The sequence below is a fragment of the Quisquiliibacterium sp. genome, assembly GCF_982640115.1.
Map to the genome: position 1 here is coordinate 11,807 of NZ_CEXFHW010000009.1, position 13,366 is coordinate 25,172.

Sequence of the window (13,366 nt, forward strand, 5' to 3'; positions counted from 1 at the left end):
TGCGCGGCGGCTCAGCGCGCCCCGCGCTGGTCCTGCTCGGCCAGGCGGGCGAAGAGATCGGCCGCCCAGATCATGCGTTCATCGAAGCTGCGCCGGGGCACCGCGGGCTCACGCCCGATGCGCGCCGGCAGCCCGCCGGCCTGCACCGCGTCGACCAGGAAAGCGATCTCGGGCAGCGGCGCCAGCCCGTCGGACCCACCCGGCGCGGGCAGCAGCATGGCTCCGGTGGAAGCCGCGATGAGCACCAGCTTGCGCCGGCCCGACACCACCGCGCGGCGGCTGACGGAGTCGAGACCGTCGCGCGACAGCTGGTGGCCGATCTCGGCGTAGACCTTGCGGGCGGCGTTGATCGCGGGCCGACAGTCGCGCGGCAGCTCGGCGATGCCGTAGGTGGAGCGGCGGTAGAGCTGATCAGCCTCGTCGAGCAGCCGGCGGACCACGCCAGCGATCGCCGGGGTGAAGCGCGGCTCGCGCAACCAGGCATCGGCATCGACCCCGGCCTGGGCCAGCCAGTCGCGCGGCAGATAGAGCCGGCCGTTGCGGGCGTCTTCACCGACATCGCGGGCGATGTTGGTGAGCTGCATGGCCACGCCCAGCTCGCAGGCGCGGGCCAGCGCGGCCGGCGAGCGGGTCTCCATCACCAGCGCCATCATGGCGCCCACCGTGCCCGCCACACGGGCGCCATAGGCCATCACATCGGACAGGGTGTGGTAGCGCCGCCCCTGGGTGTCCCACAGGAAGCCCTCGAGCAGCGCATCAAGCAGCGCGCGCGGCACCGCAAAGGCATGCACCACCTGGGCGAGCGCCCGGTCGGCATCCTCGGGGCCCGGCCGACCCTGGTAGATGGCATCGAGCCGCGCCTGCAGCGCGCGCATCTCGGCAACCGGATCGGCACCGTGATCGATGGCGTCGTCGGCCAGCCGGCAGAAGGCATAGAGCGCGGTGGCCGGGGCGCGCACCCGCGGAGGCAGCAGCAGCGAGGCGGCGAAGAAGGTCTTGGAGCCGCCGCGCATCAGCGCGCGGCAGGCCCGCAGATCGAAGTCGGCCGCCGGCACGGCGGGTTCAGCAGATTCACGCGAAGGCGCGGACATCGGGAAGCACCTGTTCGAGCGTCCTGGCGGACATGAGCACGCCGGGCACGCCTGCGCCCGGGTGGGTTCCGGCGCCGACCATGAACAGCCGGTCGACATCCTCGCTGCGATTGTGCGGCCTGAACCAGGCGCTCTGCAGCAGCAGCGGCTCCATGCCGAAAGCCGCGCCCTTGTAGGCGAGCAGCCGGTCCTGGAAGTCCTGCGGGGTGGTGACCCGAGAGGTGACCACATGCCGGCTCAGCCCGGGCAGCACGGTTCGCTCAAGCGCCTGCTCGATCGACTGCCGATACGCCTCGGCCTGCGCCGGCCAGTCGGTGCCGCTGGCCAGGTGCGACACCGGGCTGAGCACATAGAAGGCGTCGCAGCCGGGCGGCGCCACCGAGGGATCGCTGGCGCTGGGCCGGTGCAGGTACAGGCTGAAGTCGGCCGGCACCACATGGCGCTTGAAGATGTCCCGCAGCAGGCCTTCATAGCGCGGGCCGAGCACCATCATGTGATGGGGCACCTCGTCCCAGCGGCGATCGGTGCCGAAGTACCAGACGAACAGGCTCATCGAGTGGCGGCTCTTCTCGATGCGCTGATCGGTCCAGCGCCGGCGCCACTGCGGCGCGACGAGATGGCGGTAGGTCCAGAGCGTGTCGGCGTTGGAGACCACGATGTCGGAGGCGATGCGCTCGCCGCTCGCCAGGGTGACCCCGGTGGCACGGCCACGGCCGCCCGCCGGGCCCTCGATGTCGATGCGGGCCACCTCGGCGTCGTAGCGGATCTGCCCGCCGAGGCTCTCGAGCAGCCTCACCATCGCCTGGATGATCGCGCCGGTGCCGCCCATGGCCCAGTGCACGCCGAAGCGGCGCTCCAGCGTGTTGATCAGGCTGTAGATGCGGGTGACCGCCAGCGGGTTGCCGCCGATCAGCAGCGGATGGAAGCTCATGACGATCCGCAGCTTGGGATCGTGGAAGTGATGGCAGGCCATCTGCCAGATGCTGCGCCAGCCGCGCATGCGCGCCATGTTGGGCAGCGCACCGACCAGATCGCCGAGCGTGTTGTAGGCGATGGTGCCGAGCTCGATGAAGCCGAGCTGGTAGCACTTGGCCGCCTCGACGAGGAAGGCCTCGTAGCCGGGCAGGTCACCGGGATTGAACCGGGCCACCTCGGCGCGCATGCGTTCCGGGTCGCCGGAGTAGTCGAACCAGGTGCCGTCGTCGAAGCGGATGCGGTAGAAGGGATCCATCAGCCGCAGCTCGACATCGTCGGCGAAGCGCCGGCCGGCGGCCTCCCAGAGCTCCTCGAGCAGGAAGGGCGCCGTGATGATGGTCGGGCCGGCGTCGAAGCTGAAGCCGTCCTGCTTCCAGACATAGGCCCGGCCGCCGGGCGCATCAAGCTTTTCGAGGACCTGCACCCGCCAGCCGCGCACGGCCAGCCGGATGGCGGCGGCGAGCCCGCCGAAGCCACTGCCGATCACCAGGGCGAGCGGCGCGCGGCCGTCGCCCGCAGAGCCCGTGGGACGGCCCGATGGACTATCGGGCATGAAGGAGTGTTTCATCAGCGCGGACCGGTGAATCGGTACCGGGACCCGCCCGGACGGAAGGGACGGCGGCATCCGGCGCGCCGCCCGAGAATCGCAGCGCCCAGCGCCACAGCGCGGCGGTATCCACCGGCAACACCAGGAGCGCGTGTTCGACGATGGCCAGCGCCAGCATGGTGCCCACCAGGGCGTGGCCCACCGAGGTGGCTGCCGGCGTGGAAGGCTGCAGCGCGACCATCACCAGCGCCACCAGCGCCAGCATCGAGAGGCTGACCGCCACCGGGAAGAAGCCGTTCATGCGCCGCCGGCGGAAGAAGCTCTGCAGGTAGGCGAGATGCTCGGGCAGGAACTGCTCGCTGAGATTGCGCACGCCCAGGAAGAGATTGAGCTTGGCGCTGGTGCGCATCACCCACAGCACGAGGAAGGTGCCGGTGCCCACCTGGTTGGGCTGGCGCCAGGTGATGGCCACGATGATCAGGCCCACCGCGAGGATGCCGAGCTCATGCCACAGGATGGCGCGCACCGACTGCACGAAGCGCGGCCAGCCGCTCAGTCCGGCGGGCAGCGCGGTGCGTCGCGGACCGGTGATCCAGCCGGTGAGGAAGGTGAGCTCGTGCCAGGCCCAGGCCAGCAGCGCACAGGTGAAGGCGCAGTAGGCACCGGCCAGCCCGGTCTGACGCGCGGTATGGGACAGGCCGTAGAGCGCCGCCACACCCACCAGCGTGGCCAGCGTCACGCTCAGGCGGATCGCCCGACGCGACAGGCGCACCAGGATGAGCACCAGGCCCGTGCTGAACCACCACACGAAAACGGCGGTGGCAACGGCGGGCAGCAGGCCGTTCACGCGGGCGGTTCCGAAGCAGGCTGGGCAGCCGGCCTACCAGGCCGGTGCCACCCGGACCTGGGCCGGCAGGTCATGGCGCTTCACCGGATGCAGGTAGAGCCGCGCGAAGGTGAGCGCGCCGGCCACCGCCAGCCCGGCCTGCTGCAGGCGTCCGATGAGGCCGCCACGCTCACGGGCGCGGTTGACCCCGATCTGGATGCGGCACAGGCGCTCCAGCCCGGCCATGAAGGCGGGATGGCGGGTGTCGAGCGAGATGGGGAACACCTGCCGGGAGATCTCGGTGGTGATGTCGAAGACCCGGTGGTCGTAGTCGGTGGAATCGAGGCCCATGGCCTGATGCAGCATCGGCCGGGTGTGGTCGCGCACGTACATGGTGGCGTAGACGGCCAGCAGGAAGAAGCGCACCCAGAGCAGGTTCGCACCCCGCAGCAGGTGCGGGTTGGCGCGCATGATCAGCGCGAAGGACTCGCCGTGGCGGAACTCGTCGTTGCACCAGCGCTCGAACCACCGGAAGATCGGATGGAAGCGCTTGTCGGGGTTGCGCTCGAGCTGCCGGAAGATCGTGATGTACCGGGCATAGCCGATCTTCTCGGACAGGTAGGTGGCGTAGAAGATGAACTTCGGCCGGAAGTAGGTGTAGCGCTTGGTGCGCTTCAGGTCGCCCAGATCGAGACCCAGGCCGAAGTCCTTCAGGCTCTGGTTGATGAACCCGGCGTGGCGTGACTCGTCGCGGGTCATGAAGCGCATCAGCGCCTTGATGTCGGGGTTGCTGACGTTCTTCTGGATCTCGTTGTAGAGGATGCAGCCGCTGAACTCGCTGGTCACCGAGGTGATCAGGAAGTCGAGGAATTCCTGGCGCAGCTCGGGCGAGACTGTCGAGAACACCTCGCGCACCTCCTGCGTGAACTGCTCGTCGCGCTGGAAATGGTCGTGGTTGTTGTCGCCCTCGTACTCGGCCATCATCGCGTCCCACTCGGCCCGGATCGACGAGACATCGATGCGATCCATGGCCGCGAAGTCGGTGGTGTAGAAACGCGGGCTGATCAGCGACTCGGTCTTCGCACGCTGGGCAACATCCTGCGGCGAGTCGATGGTGGCGGTGGCGGGCTGCATGTCGGATTGACCTTTCAGCGGGGAGCCGGTTCGAGCAGCGCGGCAAAGGCGCCCGCGTTGACCGGACCGAAGGACTCGAGATCGATGCGCTGGCCGGTCGCCGGATCGGCGAGCGTCAGGCGACCGTCGGTGCGGGCGATGAGCTGGAAAGGCTGCTCGCTGCCCAGACCGCGCACACGACGCTCGCGGGCCAGGGCGCGCAGCGCACCACGCAGGAAACCCTGTTCGCCATGGATGTCGGCCACCGGCTGGCCGGTGAGCGCATCGACCACCGCGATGCCGCCATCGGGCCGGTCCATGAATCGCAGCGGCCGCTCCTGCACCGCCGGCGCGGCGCGCTGGTCGGGCCCGTTGCCGGTGATGCGCACCAGGGCCACGCTGACCAGCGAAACCAGGATCAACGCACCGGCGCCGTAGAGGAACCAGCGCGGAAAGCTGTCGGGCGCCGGCCGGCCGGCAACCATCCGGGTATGTGGCAGGCTGTTCATGTCGGGCTCGGCTGCCAGTCGGGCGTGCGACCGGTGTCGGCAGCGGTCTCGACGGCCGGGCGCGCGGCCACGCCGGTGGCCTGCGACCAGGCCTGCGACAGGCTGGCGGCCACGGCGCGGGCATCGGGCAGCGCGCGCAGCATCGGCTCGGGTCGGGCGAGCCGCCAGGGTCGGGCATGGGGCCAGAGCTGCAGCCAGGCGATGCGGTCGGTGCCGGCCAGGGTGAGCACGATGTCGCCGCAGCCGTCGGGGCCTTCACGGAAGGCCGCCGACGCGATGCGGGTGTGCGGCAGGTTGAAGGCCATGGTGAGCACGATGCCCACGCGCATGACCACCCGGCGGTCGGTCAGGGTGTAGACCGTGGTGCGGGCCGACAGCCAGGCGAGCAGCGCCACGGCGGCCAGCGCCACCACGGCCAGGAGCGTGGGCCAGAGCAGCGCGCCCAGCGCCTCGGCCAGGCTTGCGCCCTCGGCCAGCACGAACGCGCCGCGCGAGCCGACCATCAGCGCGAAGTAGACCACCAGCTTGCGCCAGTGGAACGCGGTACGCGCCAGCACCCGGGCGTCGGGAGAGCCCTGCCAGAGGATGCGCTCGCCCGCAGGCAGACGCTCCGGGAGCCCGTACTGGGGCTCGAGTTCATGCTCGTGCCGATGACCCGGGATGTTCATGCCGCCTCCGCGTTCAGAGAATCGGTTCGCTGCGCTTGGGGTCGGCGTACAGCGTGCCGCCGCCGTAGTAGGCCGAGATCCGGTCTTCCTCGAGGAAGGTCACCTGATCGGCGCTGCGGGTGGCCGGCACCTGGGCGAAGTGACGGGCCATGATCGAGTTGACCTCGATCCGGTCGCGGCGGATGCGGGCGAAGGGGATCGGCAGCAGCACGCGGCGCGAGCCATTCTCGGCCGAGGTCTCGACCTCGAGGTAGCGGAACATCATCTCGGACTGGTCGAGCCAGATGTCGCGCACGGTGCCGGCCTGCACGCCGTCGGCACCCATCACCGGCAGGCCGCGCGGATCGGTGTCGTTGCCCGAGACCTGGTAGCTGCTGGCCACCCGCAGCGGCACGATCTTCACTTCGCCATGGGCGGTGAGGTCGGGCTTGTCGGCCCGGTTGGACCAGGCGCCGGCGCCGGTGCCGGCGAGCATCGGATCACCGGTGGGTTCGATCGGCGATCCGGGCGAGGCGGCGGTGCTGGCGGCCGAGTAGTTGCTCTCGGATCGGGTCAGATCGGGCACGGTCACCTCATGACCGTCGGCAAGCTTGAAGGTCTTGGGCTCGGGAATCGGCCAGCCACGGATGGTGGCCGTGCCCAGGCTGTCGGACTCCATGGGATAGCCCTCGCGATGGTTCTCGCGGGCCAGGTAGTAGATCAGGCCGGCGAAGAACAGCCAGAACAGGTACAGGAGCACCTGGGCCAGATCGACATAACCGGTGAACGCGCCGAATTCCATGATGACTTCTCCTCTCGTCTTTTTGAGGGCGACTAACCCGGCAGATCGGAAAGCCCGAACCGGCCAGGGGTGTAGGGCACCGCCGACCGCCTTCCGACCAGCGGACCGATGGCAACCAGGGTGATGAACAGCAGCAGCATCTCGAGGTGGTAGACCATGCTGTAGCCGGTGACCGGCGAAGACAGGGCCGTGCCCAGCGCACCATGCGTGGCCAGCCCCGAGATCAGATCGCGCAGGGCGCCGCCCGCGGCCACCGACAGCCCGGCGGCGGTGGCCTGCACCGCGCCCCAGGCGCCCAGCGCCAGACCGATGAATTCGCGCTGCTCCATGCGCATCGCGGCCGAGAGCGTGCCCACCGAGAACACGCCGCCCGCAAAGCCGATGCCGAGCGCGCCCAGGCGAAACAGCCAGGGCGCCTCCAGGGGGGCCGCGAAGATCACCGCCGAGAAGGCCGGCAGGCCGGCAAGCGCGCCATAGGCCGCAAGCCGCAAGGGGTCGACACCCGCGGCGAGCCGGCGGCCCGAGAGCGCGAAGCCGATCAGCGAACCCCCCGCCAGCAAGGCGGTGAGCGCGCTGGTCTGCCCGACCGACAGGCGCAGGATCTCGCCGCCGTAGGGCTCGAGCACGATGTCCTGCATGTTGAAGGCGGCGGTGCCCAGGCCCACCGACCAGAGGAAGCGACGGGCGCGGCCATTACGGATGAAGCGGCGCCACACCGGCAGGAAGGCGGGCTCGGGCTGACCGCGCAGGGCCGCCACGCGCGCGGGATCGCGGGCTTCCTGCTTCCAGAGGGCCACACCGTTCAGGGCCAGGGTGAACAGCGCGGCGCCCTGCACCACCTGCACCAGCCGCTGGGGACTGAAGTCGGCCAGCAGGAGGCTGAACACGAAGCTGCTGCCGACCATGCCGGCCAGCAGCATCACGTACATGAGCGCCACCACACGCGGCCGGGTCTCGTCGCTGGCCTGATCGGTGGCCAGCGCGAGGCCCGCCGTCTGGGCGGTCTGCAGGCCCACACCGACCACCAGGAAGGCGATGGCTGCCACGGCCGGGCCGAACCAGGCCGGCACCGGCACCGCGCCCTGGCCGGAGAGCACCAGCAGCGCGAAGGGCATCACCGCCAGGCCGAAGAACTGCAGCATCGTGCCGGTCCAGATGTAGGGCACGCGTCGCCAGCCGAAGGCCGAACGGTGGGTATCGGAGCGAAAGCCGGTGAAGGCCCGGAAGGGCGCGGCCAGCAGCGGCAGGGCCACCATCAGGGCCACCAGCCAGGCCGGCACGCCGAGCTCGACGATCATCACCCGGTTGAGCGTGCCGACGATGAGCGCCGTGGCCATGCCCACCGACACCTGGAAGAGCGACAGCCGGACCAGGCGTGACAGCGGCAGATCGGCGCTGGCCGCGTCGGCGAAGGGCAGATAGCGCGGCCCCAGGCGTGACCACGCCTGGATCATGCGCACCCCCACCGGCGGACGGCCCGAGGATCTCATCGGCGCACGAGCTCCATGGCCTGCGAGGTGTAGAAGCCGCTGGACACCCGCTCGGTGCGTGCCGGCTGCCAGGCCGCGAGATCGGGATGCGACCCGATGCGCGCCCGCAGCGCGCGCTCGGCCACCGGCTCGATCCAGGGCGCGCGGTTGGCACGCGGGAACAGCCGCCCGGTGGCACGCATCAGCGCAAGCATCGGATTGCTCGGCGCGAAGGTGAAGAGCATGGCCGAGCCGGTGCGCGGCGCCAGCGCCGCGAGGCAGCGCACCGCGTCGGCGGTGTTGTAGTGGATCAGCGAGTCCATGGCCACCACATGATCAAAGGCGCCGAGCGCCGGATCGAGCATGTCGCCGCTGTGGAAGCGGATGCGCTCGGCGAGCAGCGCGGCATCGGGCTGCTCGGCCACCCGGCGGCGGCCGATCTCGACCAGCGAGGGCGAGAGGTCGATGGCCAGCACCTGCGCGCCGCGGCGCGCCGCTTCGATGGCCAGCGCGCCGGTGCCGCAGCCGGCGTCGAGCAGGCGCGCGCCGGAGAGATCGGCGGGCAACCAGGCGAGCAGGGTCTCGCGCATGCGGTCGCGACCGGCGCGCACGGTGGCGCGGATGCGGCCCACCGGCGCGGTGGAGGTGAGGGTCTCCCAGGCCCGGGCCGCGGTGCGATCGAAGTAGGTCTCGATCTGGCCGCGGCGCTGCTGGTACGAGGCGGTGTTCATGGGCGCGCTCCGGCTCAGTCGAACCCGAGCAGGTCGAAGATCTCGCGGTCCTTGAGGGCCTCGGGCGCGAGCGGGTCGGTGCCGGCCCACAGCGCGGCGGCCAGCCGCAGGTACTCCTGCTGCACGGCCTCGAGCTCGGGCGAAGGCTCCATCTCGAACAGGGTGGACTTCTTCAGCCGGCTGCGGCGGATGACATCGAGATCGGGAAAGTGCGCCATGCGCTTGAGACCCACCCGGTCGTTGAAGCGGTCGATCTGGTCGGTGTCGCGGCTGCGGTTGGCGATCACTCCGCCCAGGCGCACGTTGTAGTTCTTCGCCTTGGCGCCGATCGCCTGCACGATCCGGTTCATGGCGAAGATGGAGTCGAAGTCGTTGGCGGTGACGATCAGCGCGCGGTCGGCGTGCTGCAGCGGCGCGGCGAAGCCGCCGCAGACCACATCGCCGAGCACATCGAAGATCACCACATCGGTGTCCTCGAGCAGGTGATGCTCCTTGAGCAGCTTGACGGTCTGGCCCACCACATAGCCGCCGCAGCCGGTGCCGGCGGGCGGGCCACCGGCCTCGACGCACATCACGCCGTTGTAGCCCTCGTAGACGAAGTCCTCGACCCGCAGTTCCTCGGGGTGGAAGTCGACCGACTCGAGCACATCGATCACCGTGGGCATGAGCTTCTTGGTGAGCGTGAAGGTGCTGTCGTGCTTGGGATCGCAGCCGATCTGCAGCACCCGCTTGCCGAGCTTGGAGAAGGCCACCGAGAGGTTCGATGAGGTGGTGCTCTTGCCGATGCCGCCCTTGCCGTAAACCGCGAAGACCTTGGCGTTGCCGATCTTCAGGTTGGGATCGAGCTGGACCTGCTGGCTGCCTTCGCCATCGGGGCGGCGGCCTTGGCGGCGGATTTCGGTGACCGGGACACTGGCGACGTTCATGCGGATGCTCCTTCGTAGACTCCCTCGAGGCGGTCCTCGAGTTCCTCGCTGGCTCGACGCAAGGCTTCGAGTTCCTGGGGGTCTGGCTGCCAGTAGGCCCGCTCGGAGGCCTCCAGCAGGCGGCTGGCCACGCGGGCCGACGCCGTGGGGTTGAGGCGCGCGAGCCGGTCGCGCATCTCGGGATCGAGCATGAAGGTCTGGCTGAGCTGGCGGTACACCCAGGGCTGGACCTGCCCGGTGGTGGCCGACCAGCCCATGGTGTTGGTGATGTGAGCCTCGATCTGGCGCACGCCCTCGTAGCCGTGCTCGAGCATGCCCTCGTACCACTTCGGGTTGAGCATGCGGATGCGGGTCTCGAGCGCGACCTGCTCGTCGAGGCTGCGCACCGCGTCCTGGCCGCGGGTCTGGTCGCCGATGTACACCGGCGGCACCCGGCCGCCGCGGGCGCGCTTGACCGCGCCGGTGATGCCGCCGAGGGTGTCGAAATAGGTGTCGACGGTGGTGACGCCGAGCTCCACCGAGTCGAGGTTCTGATAGGTGAGCTCGACATCGGCCAGCACGCTGCGCAGCAGTGCGGCGTGCTGCGCCGGCTGGCCGCTGCGGCCGTAGGCGAAGCCCTTGCGCCGCGACCAGGTCTCGGCGAGCTCGTCCTCCTCCTGCCAGCGGCTGCTCTCGACGAGGTTGTTGACATTGGACCCGTAGGCGCCGTCAGCGTTGCCATAGACCCGCAGCGCTGCGATCTCGAGCGTGCAGCCATGCTCGCGCTGATAGGCCAGCGCATGCTTGCGCACGAAGTTGCTGTCTTCAGGCTCGTCAGCCGCCGCGGCCAGGTAGGCCGCCTCGGCCAGCAGCCGGATCTGCAGCGGCATGAGGTCGCGGAAGATGCCCGAAATGGTGATCACCACATCAATGCGCGGGCGGCCGAGCTCGGCCAGCGGCACGAGCGTGGCGCCGGCCACCCGGCCGTAGCTGTCAAAGCGCGGCAGCGCGCCGAGCAGGGCCAGCGCCTGGGCGAGCGGGCCGCCCTCGGTCTTGAGGTTGTCGCTGCCCCAGAGCACCAGGGCGATCGACTCGGGAAGCCTTCCCTCACGCTCGATCGTGCAGTCGAGCAGGCGCTGCGCCTGGCGCTGACCGTCACGCATCGCGAAAGCACTGGGAATGCGAAAGGGATCGAAGCCGTGCAGGTTGCGCCCGGTGGGGAGCACATCGGGCGTGCGCAGCAGGTCGCCGCCCGGCGCGGGCGCGATGAAGCGGCCGCGCAGCGCGCGCAGGATCGCCGGCACCTCGGTGTCGTGGGCCAGCAGGCGCGCGGTGCGGGCCAGGTCTTCGAGCAGCGTGACGGTGGACGGCTCGGCACGCTGGCCGCCCGCGGCCAGCGCGCGCTCGGCAGTCTCGCCGCGCACCAGCGCGGCCAGGCACTCACGCGGCAGCGACGCGCCACCGGCGGCCTGCGCCATGATCTCCAGCAGGTCGATGCGCTGCTCGGGCGAGGGCGGGCGGCCGGCCACATGCATGCCGTGGGGGATGACGGTGTGCTCGAGCTCGAGCACATCCCGTGCGAGCTGCGTGATGCGGGCCGGCGCCTCGGCGGCCGACCAGACCGGGTCGGCATCGACCAGTTCCAGGGCCGCGGCCTGCGCCTGGATCAGCACCGCGGCTTCGGTGCGCGCGCCCTCGGCATCGGGCGACAGGCCGCGCCAGTGCTCGAGCGAATCCTTGAGATCGAGCAGACCGGCATACAGGCCGGCCTGCGCCAGCGGGGGCGTGAGATAGCTGATCAGCGTGGCCCCGGAGCGACGCCGCGCCACGGCGCCCTCGGAAGGATTGTTGGAGGCGTAGAGGTAGAGATTGGGCAGGTCGCCGATCAGGCGATCAGGCCAGCAGCCGCCGCTCATGCCGGTCTGCTTGCCGGGCATGAACTCGAGCGCGCCATGGGTGCCGAAGTGCAGCACCGCGTGCGCGCCGAAGTCCTCGCGCAGATAGCGGTAGAAGGCCGAGAAGGCATGGGTGGGCGCGAGCCCCTTCTCGAACATCAGGCGCATGGGGTCGCCCTCGTAGCCGAAGCCCGGCTGCACGCCGACCATCACCTGGCCGAACTGCCGGCCGAGCACGAGGATGGACTGGCCGTTGCTCAGCTGCCGACCCGGCGCCGGCCCCCACTGCGCCTCGATCTCGGCCAGCCAGGGTTCGCGGCGGACATGATCGTCAGCACGGATGGTGGCCATGACATTGGCGTCGGCCCCGTACTGCGCGGCATTGCCGCTGAGGATGGCCTCGCGCAGGGCATCGACGGTGTCGGGCAGCTCGACCGAGTAGCCGTCGGCCTTCAGCGCGGCCAGGGTGTGGTGCAGCGACTCGAACACCGAAAGGTGCGCGGCCGTGCCGATGTTGCCGGCGTTGGGCGGGAAGTTGAACAGCACGATCGCCACCCGGCAGCGGGCGCGCTCGGCGCGACGCAGCGCCACCAGGCGCGATACCCGCGCGGCCAGCATCAGCGCACGCTCCGGGCACGAGCGCATGTCCTGCGCGGTGTCGGCGGGGCCGAAGGTGCAGCGGTGCGAGCAGCCGGTGCAGGTGACGCCCTGCGCGCCGGGGCGGCCGCCGAAGACCATGGGGCTGGTGGCGCCATCGAGCTCGGGGATGGCCACCATGATGGTGCTCTCCACCGGCATCAGGCCGCGGCCCGAACCGCCCCACTGGTCGAGGGTCTGGAACTCCACCGGATGGGCCGCCAGATAGGGCACATCGAGGCGCGACAGCGCCTCCTCGGCGGCATGCGAGTCGTTGTAGGCAGGGCCGCCGACCAGCGAGAAGCCGGTGAGCGAGACCACCGAGTCGACGAGGCTGCGGCCGTCCTTCATGAAGAAGCGCTCGATCGCCGGTCGGGCGTCGAGCCCGGCGGCGAAGGCCGGCACCACCCGCAGACCGCGGGCCTCGAGCGCGGCGATCACGCCATCGTAGTGGGCGGCGTTGCCCGAGAGCAGGTAGGAGCGCAGCAGCAGCACACCCACCGTGCCGGCGGCCTGGGGCGGCGCTGCGGGCAGGTCGTCGGCACGCTCGGAAAGCCGGCCCGGCATGCGCGGGTGGTACACGCCCACCTCGGGGTACTCCACCGGGTCGCCGGCGCGGCCCTGGCCGCGCAGCCCGCGGCGCGGGCCGTCGGCATAGCGGTCGATGAGGGCGCGCACCATGTTGAGCACGTTCTCCTCGGAGCCGCCGAGCCAGTACTGCAGCGTGAGGAAGTAGGTGCGGACATCCTGCGCGGTGCCGGGAATGAAGCGCAGCATCTGCGGAATGCGCCGCAGCATCTTCATCTGCGCCGCGCCGCCGGTGGCCGCCTTCTGGCGGCTGTCGCCGCGCAGGCGCTTGAGCAGCGCCAGCGGCCCGGAAGCCGGCTTGCCCATGTCGAAGCGGCCGACGCGGGTCAGGCGCACCACCTCGGCGGCCGACATCATGCAGATCATCGCGTCGCACTGGTCGCGACGCGCCTGCAGCGCCGGCAACAGGGGGAGGAAGTGATCCTCCATGAAGAGCATGGTGGCGATCACGATGTCGCCCGCGGCGATGTCGGCGAGGCAGCGCTCCAGGCCGGCCGGATCGGCGCTCCACTCGGAGGCCGCGTGCAGGCTGAGCACCAGCCCGGGAAACTGGCGTCGCAGCCCGGCGGCCGCCCGCTCGGTGGCGCTGGCCAGGTGCGTGTCCATCGTCACGATGACGACGCGCACCGGGG

General features: G+C 70.6%; 11 protein-coding genes. All 11 read right to left on the reverse strand.

Features of this window, described 5'->3' with window-relative positions:
• Positions 1–11: 11 nt before the first annotated feature.
• Genes AC2H6A_RS02120 through AC2H6A_RS02170 form a run of 11 tightly spaced genes read right to left on the reverse strand, consistent with a single transcriptional unit; the run spans position 12 to position 13,361 of the window.
• Positions 12–1,091: a phytoene/squalene synthase family protein gene (locus AC2H6A_RS02120; protein WP_484271478.1), complete on the reverse strand. Its 1,080-nt coding sequence runs from the start codon at positions 1,089–1,091 to the stop codon at positions 12–14.
• Positions 1,072–2,619 (reverse strand): phytoene desaturase, encoded by a 1,548-nt coding sequence (locus AC2H6A_RS02125; RefSeq protein ID WP_484271479.1) that lies wholly within the window; start codon positions 2,617–2,619, stop codon positions 1,072–1,074. Before AC2H6A_RS02125 ends, AC2H6A_RS02120 begins: the two co-directional genes overlap by 20 nt.
• On the reverse strand, positions 2,609–3,460 hold the full coding sequence (puhE, locus tag AC2H6A_RS02130) for a putative photosynthetic complex assembly protein PuhE (RefSeq protein WP_484271480.1): 852 nt from the start codon (positions 3,458–3,460) through the stop codon (positions 2,609–2,611). The genes AC2H6A_RS02125 and puhE overlap by 11 nt, the downstream gene beginning before the upstream one ends.
• 33 nt (positions 3,461–3,493) lie before the next feature.
• Positions 3,494–4,573 (reverse strand): magnesium-protoporphyrin IX monomethyl ester (oxidative) cyclase, encoded by a 1,080-nt coding sequence (gene acsF / locus AC2H6A_RS02135; RefSeq protein ID WP_484271481.1) that lies wholly within the window; start codon positions 4,571–4,573, stop codon positions 3,494–3,496.
• 14 nt (positions 4,574–4,587) lie between these two features.
• Positions 4,588–5,061: a photosynthetic complex assembly protein PuhC gene (gene puhC / locus AC2H6A_RS02140; RefSeq protein WP_484271482.1), complete on the reverse strand. Its 474-nt coding sequence runs from the start codon at positions 5,059–5,061 to the stop codon at positions 4,588–4,590.
• Positions 5,058–5,729 carry a photosynthetic complex putative assembly protein PuhB gene (gene puhB / locus AC2H6A_RS02145; RefSeq protein WP_484271483.1) on the reverse strand — a complete coding sequence of 224 codons (672 nt, stop codon included), beginning with the start codon at positions 5,727–5,729 and terminating at the stop codon, positions 5,058–5,060. Before puhB ends, puhC begins: the two co-directional genes overlap by 4 nt.
• Positions 5,730–5,742: 13 nt before the next feature.
• Positions 5,743–6,510, reverse strand: coding sequence for a photosynthetic reaction center subunit H (puhA, locus tag AC2H6A_RS02150; RefSeq protein ID WP_484271484.1), 768 nt, complete (start codon positions 6,508–6,510; stop codon positions 5,743–5,745).
• 32 nt (positions 6,511–6,542) lie between these two features.
• Positions 6,543–8,000: a BCD family MFS transporter gene (locus AC2H6A_RS02155; protein WP_484271485.1), complete on the reverse strand. Its 1,458-nt coding sequence runs from the start codon at positions 7,998–8,000 to the stop codon at positions 6,543–6,545.
• On the reverse strand, positions 7,997–8,710 hold the full coding sequence (gene bchM, locus AC2H6A_RS02160; RefSeq protein ID WP_484271486.1) for a magnesium protoporphyrin IX methyltransferase: 714 nt from the start codon (positions 8,708–8,710) through the stop codon (positions 7,997–7,999). The genes AC2H6A_RS02155 and bchM overlap by 4 nt, the downstream gene beginning before the upstream one ends.
• 14 nt (positions 8,711–8,724) lie before the next feature.
• Complete coding sequence (gene bchL / locus AC2H6A_RS02165) at positions 8,725–9,636, reverse strand: ferredoxin:protochlorophyllide reductase (ATP-dependent) iron-sulfur ATP-binding protein (RefSeq protein WP_484271487.1); 912 nt, start codon at positions 9,634–9,636, stop codon at positions 8,725–8,727.
• Positions 9,633–13,361 carry a magnesium chelatase subunit H gene (locus AC2H6A_RS02170; protein ID WP_484271488.1) on the reverse strand — a complete coding sequence of 1,243 codons (3,729 nt, stop codon included), beginning with the start codon at positions 13,359–13,361 and terminating at the stop codon, positions 9,633–9,635. Before AC2H6A_RS02170 ends, bchL begins: the two co-directional genes overlap by 4 nt.
• Positions 13,362–13,366 lie beyond the last annotated feature (5 nt).

Excerpts from the sequence above, each read along its gene's own strand:
- AC2H6A_RS02120 (WP_484271478.1), bottom strand. The coding sequence starts at position 1,091 with ATGTCCGCGCCTTCGCGTGAATCTGCTGAACCCGCCGTGCCGGCGGCC.
- AC2H6A_RS02125 (WP_484271479.1), bottom strand. The coding sequence starts at position 2,619 with ATGCCCGATAGTCCATCGGGCCGTCCCACGGGCTCTGCGGGCGACGGC.
- acsF (WP_484271481.1), bottom strand. The coding sequence starts at position 4,573 with ATGCAGCCCGCCACCGCCACCATCGACTCGCCGCAGGATGTTGCCCAG.
- puhC (WP_484271482.1), bottom strand. The coding sequence starts at position 5,061 with ATGAACAGCCTGCCACATACCCGGATGGTTGCCGGCCGGCCGGCGCCC.
- puhB (WP_484271483.1), bottom strand. The coding sequence starts at position 5,729 with ATGAACATCCCGGGTCATCGGCACGAGCATGAACTCGAGCCCCAGTAC.
- puhA (WP_484271484.1), bottom strand. The coding sequence starts at position 6,510 with ATGGAATTCGGCGCGTTCACCGGTTATGTCGATCTGGCCCAGGTGCTC.
- AC2H6A_RS02155 (WP_484271485.1), bottom strand. The coding sequence starts at position 8,000 with ATGAGATCCTCGGGCCGTCCGCCGGTGGGGGTGCGCATGATCCAGGCG.
- bchM (WP_484271486.1), bottom strand. The coding sequence starts at position 8,710 with ATGAACACCGCCTCGTACCAGCAGCGCCGCGGCCAGATCGAGACCTAC.
- bchL (WP_484271487.1), bottom strand. The coding sequence starts at position 9,636 with ATGAACGTCGCCAGTGTCCCGGTCACCGAAATCCGCCGCCAAGGCCGC.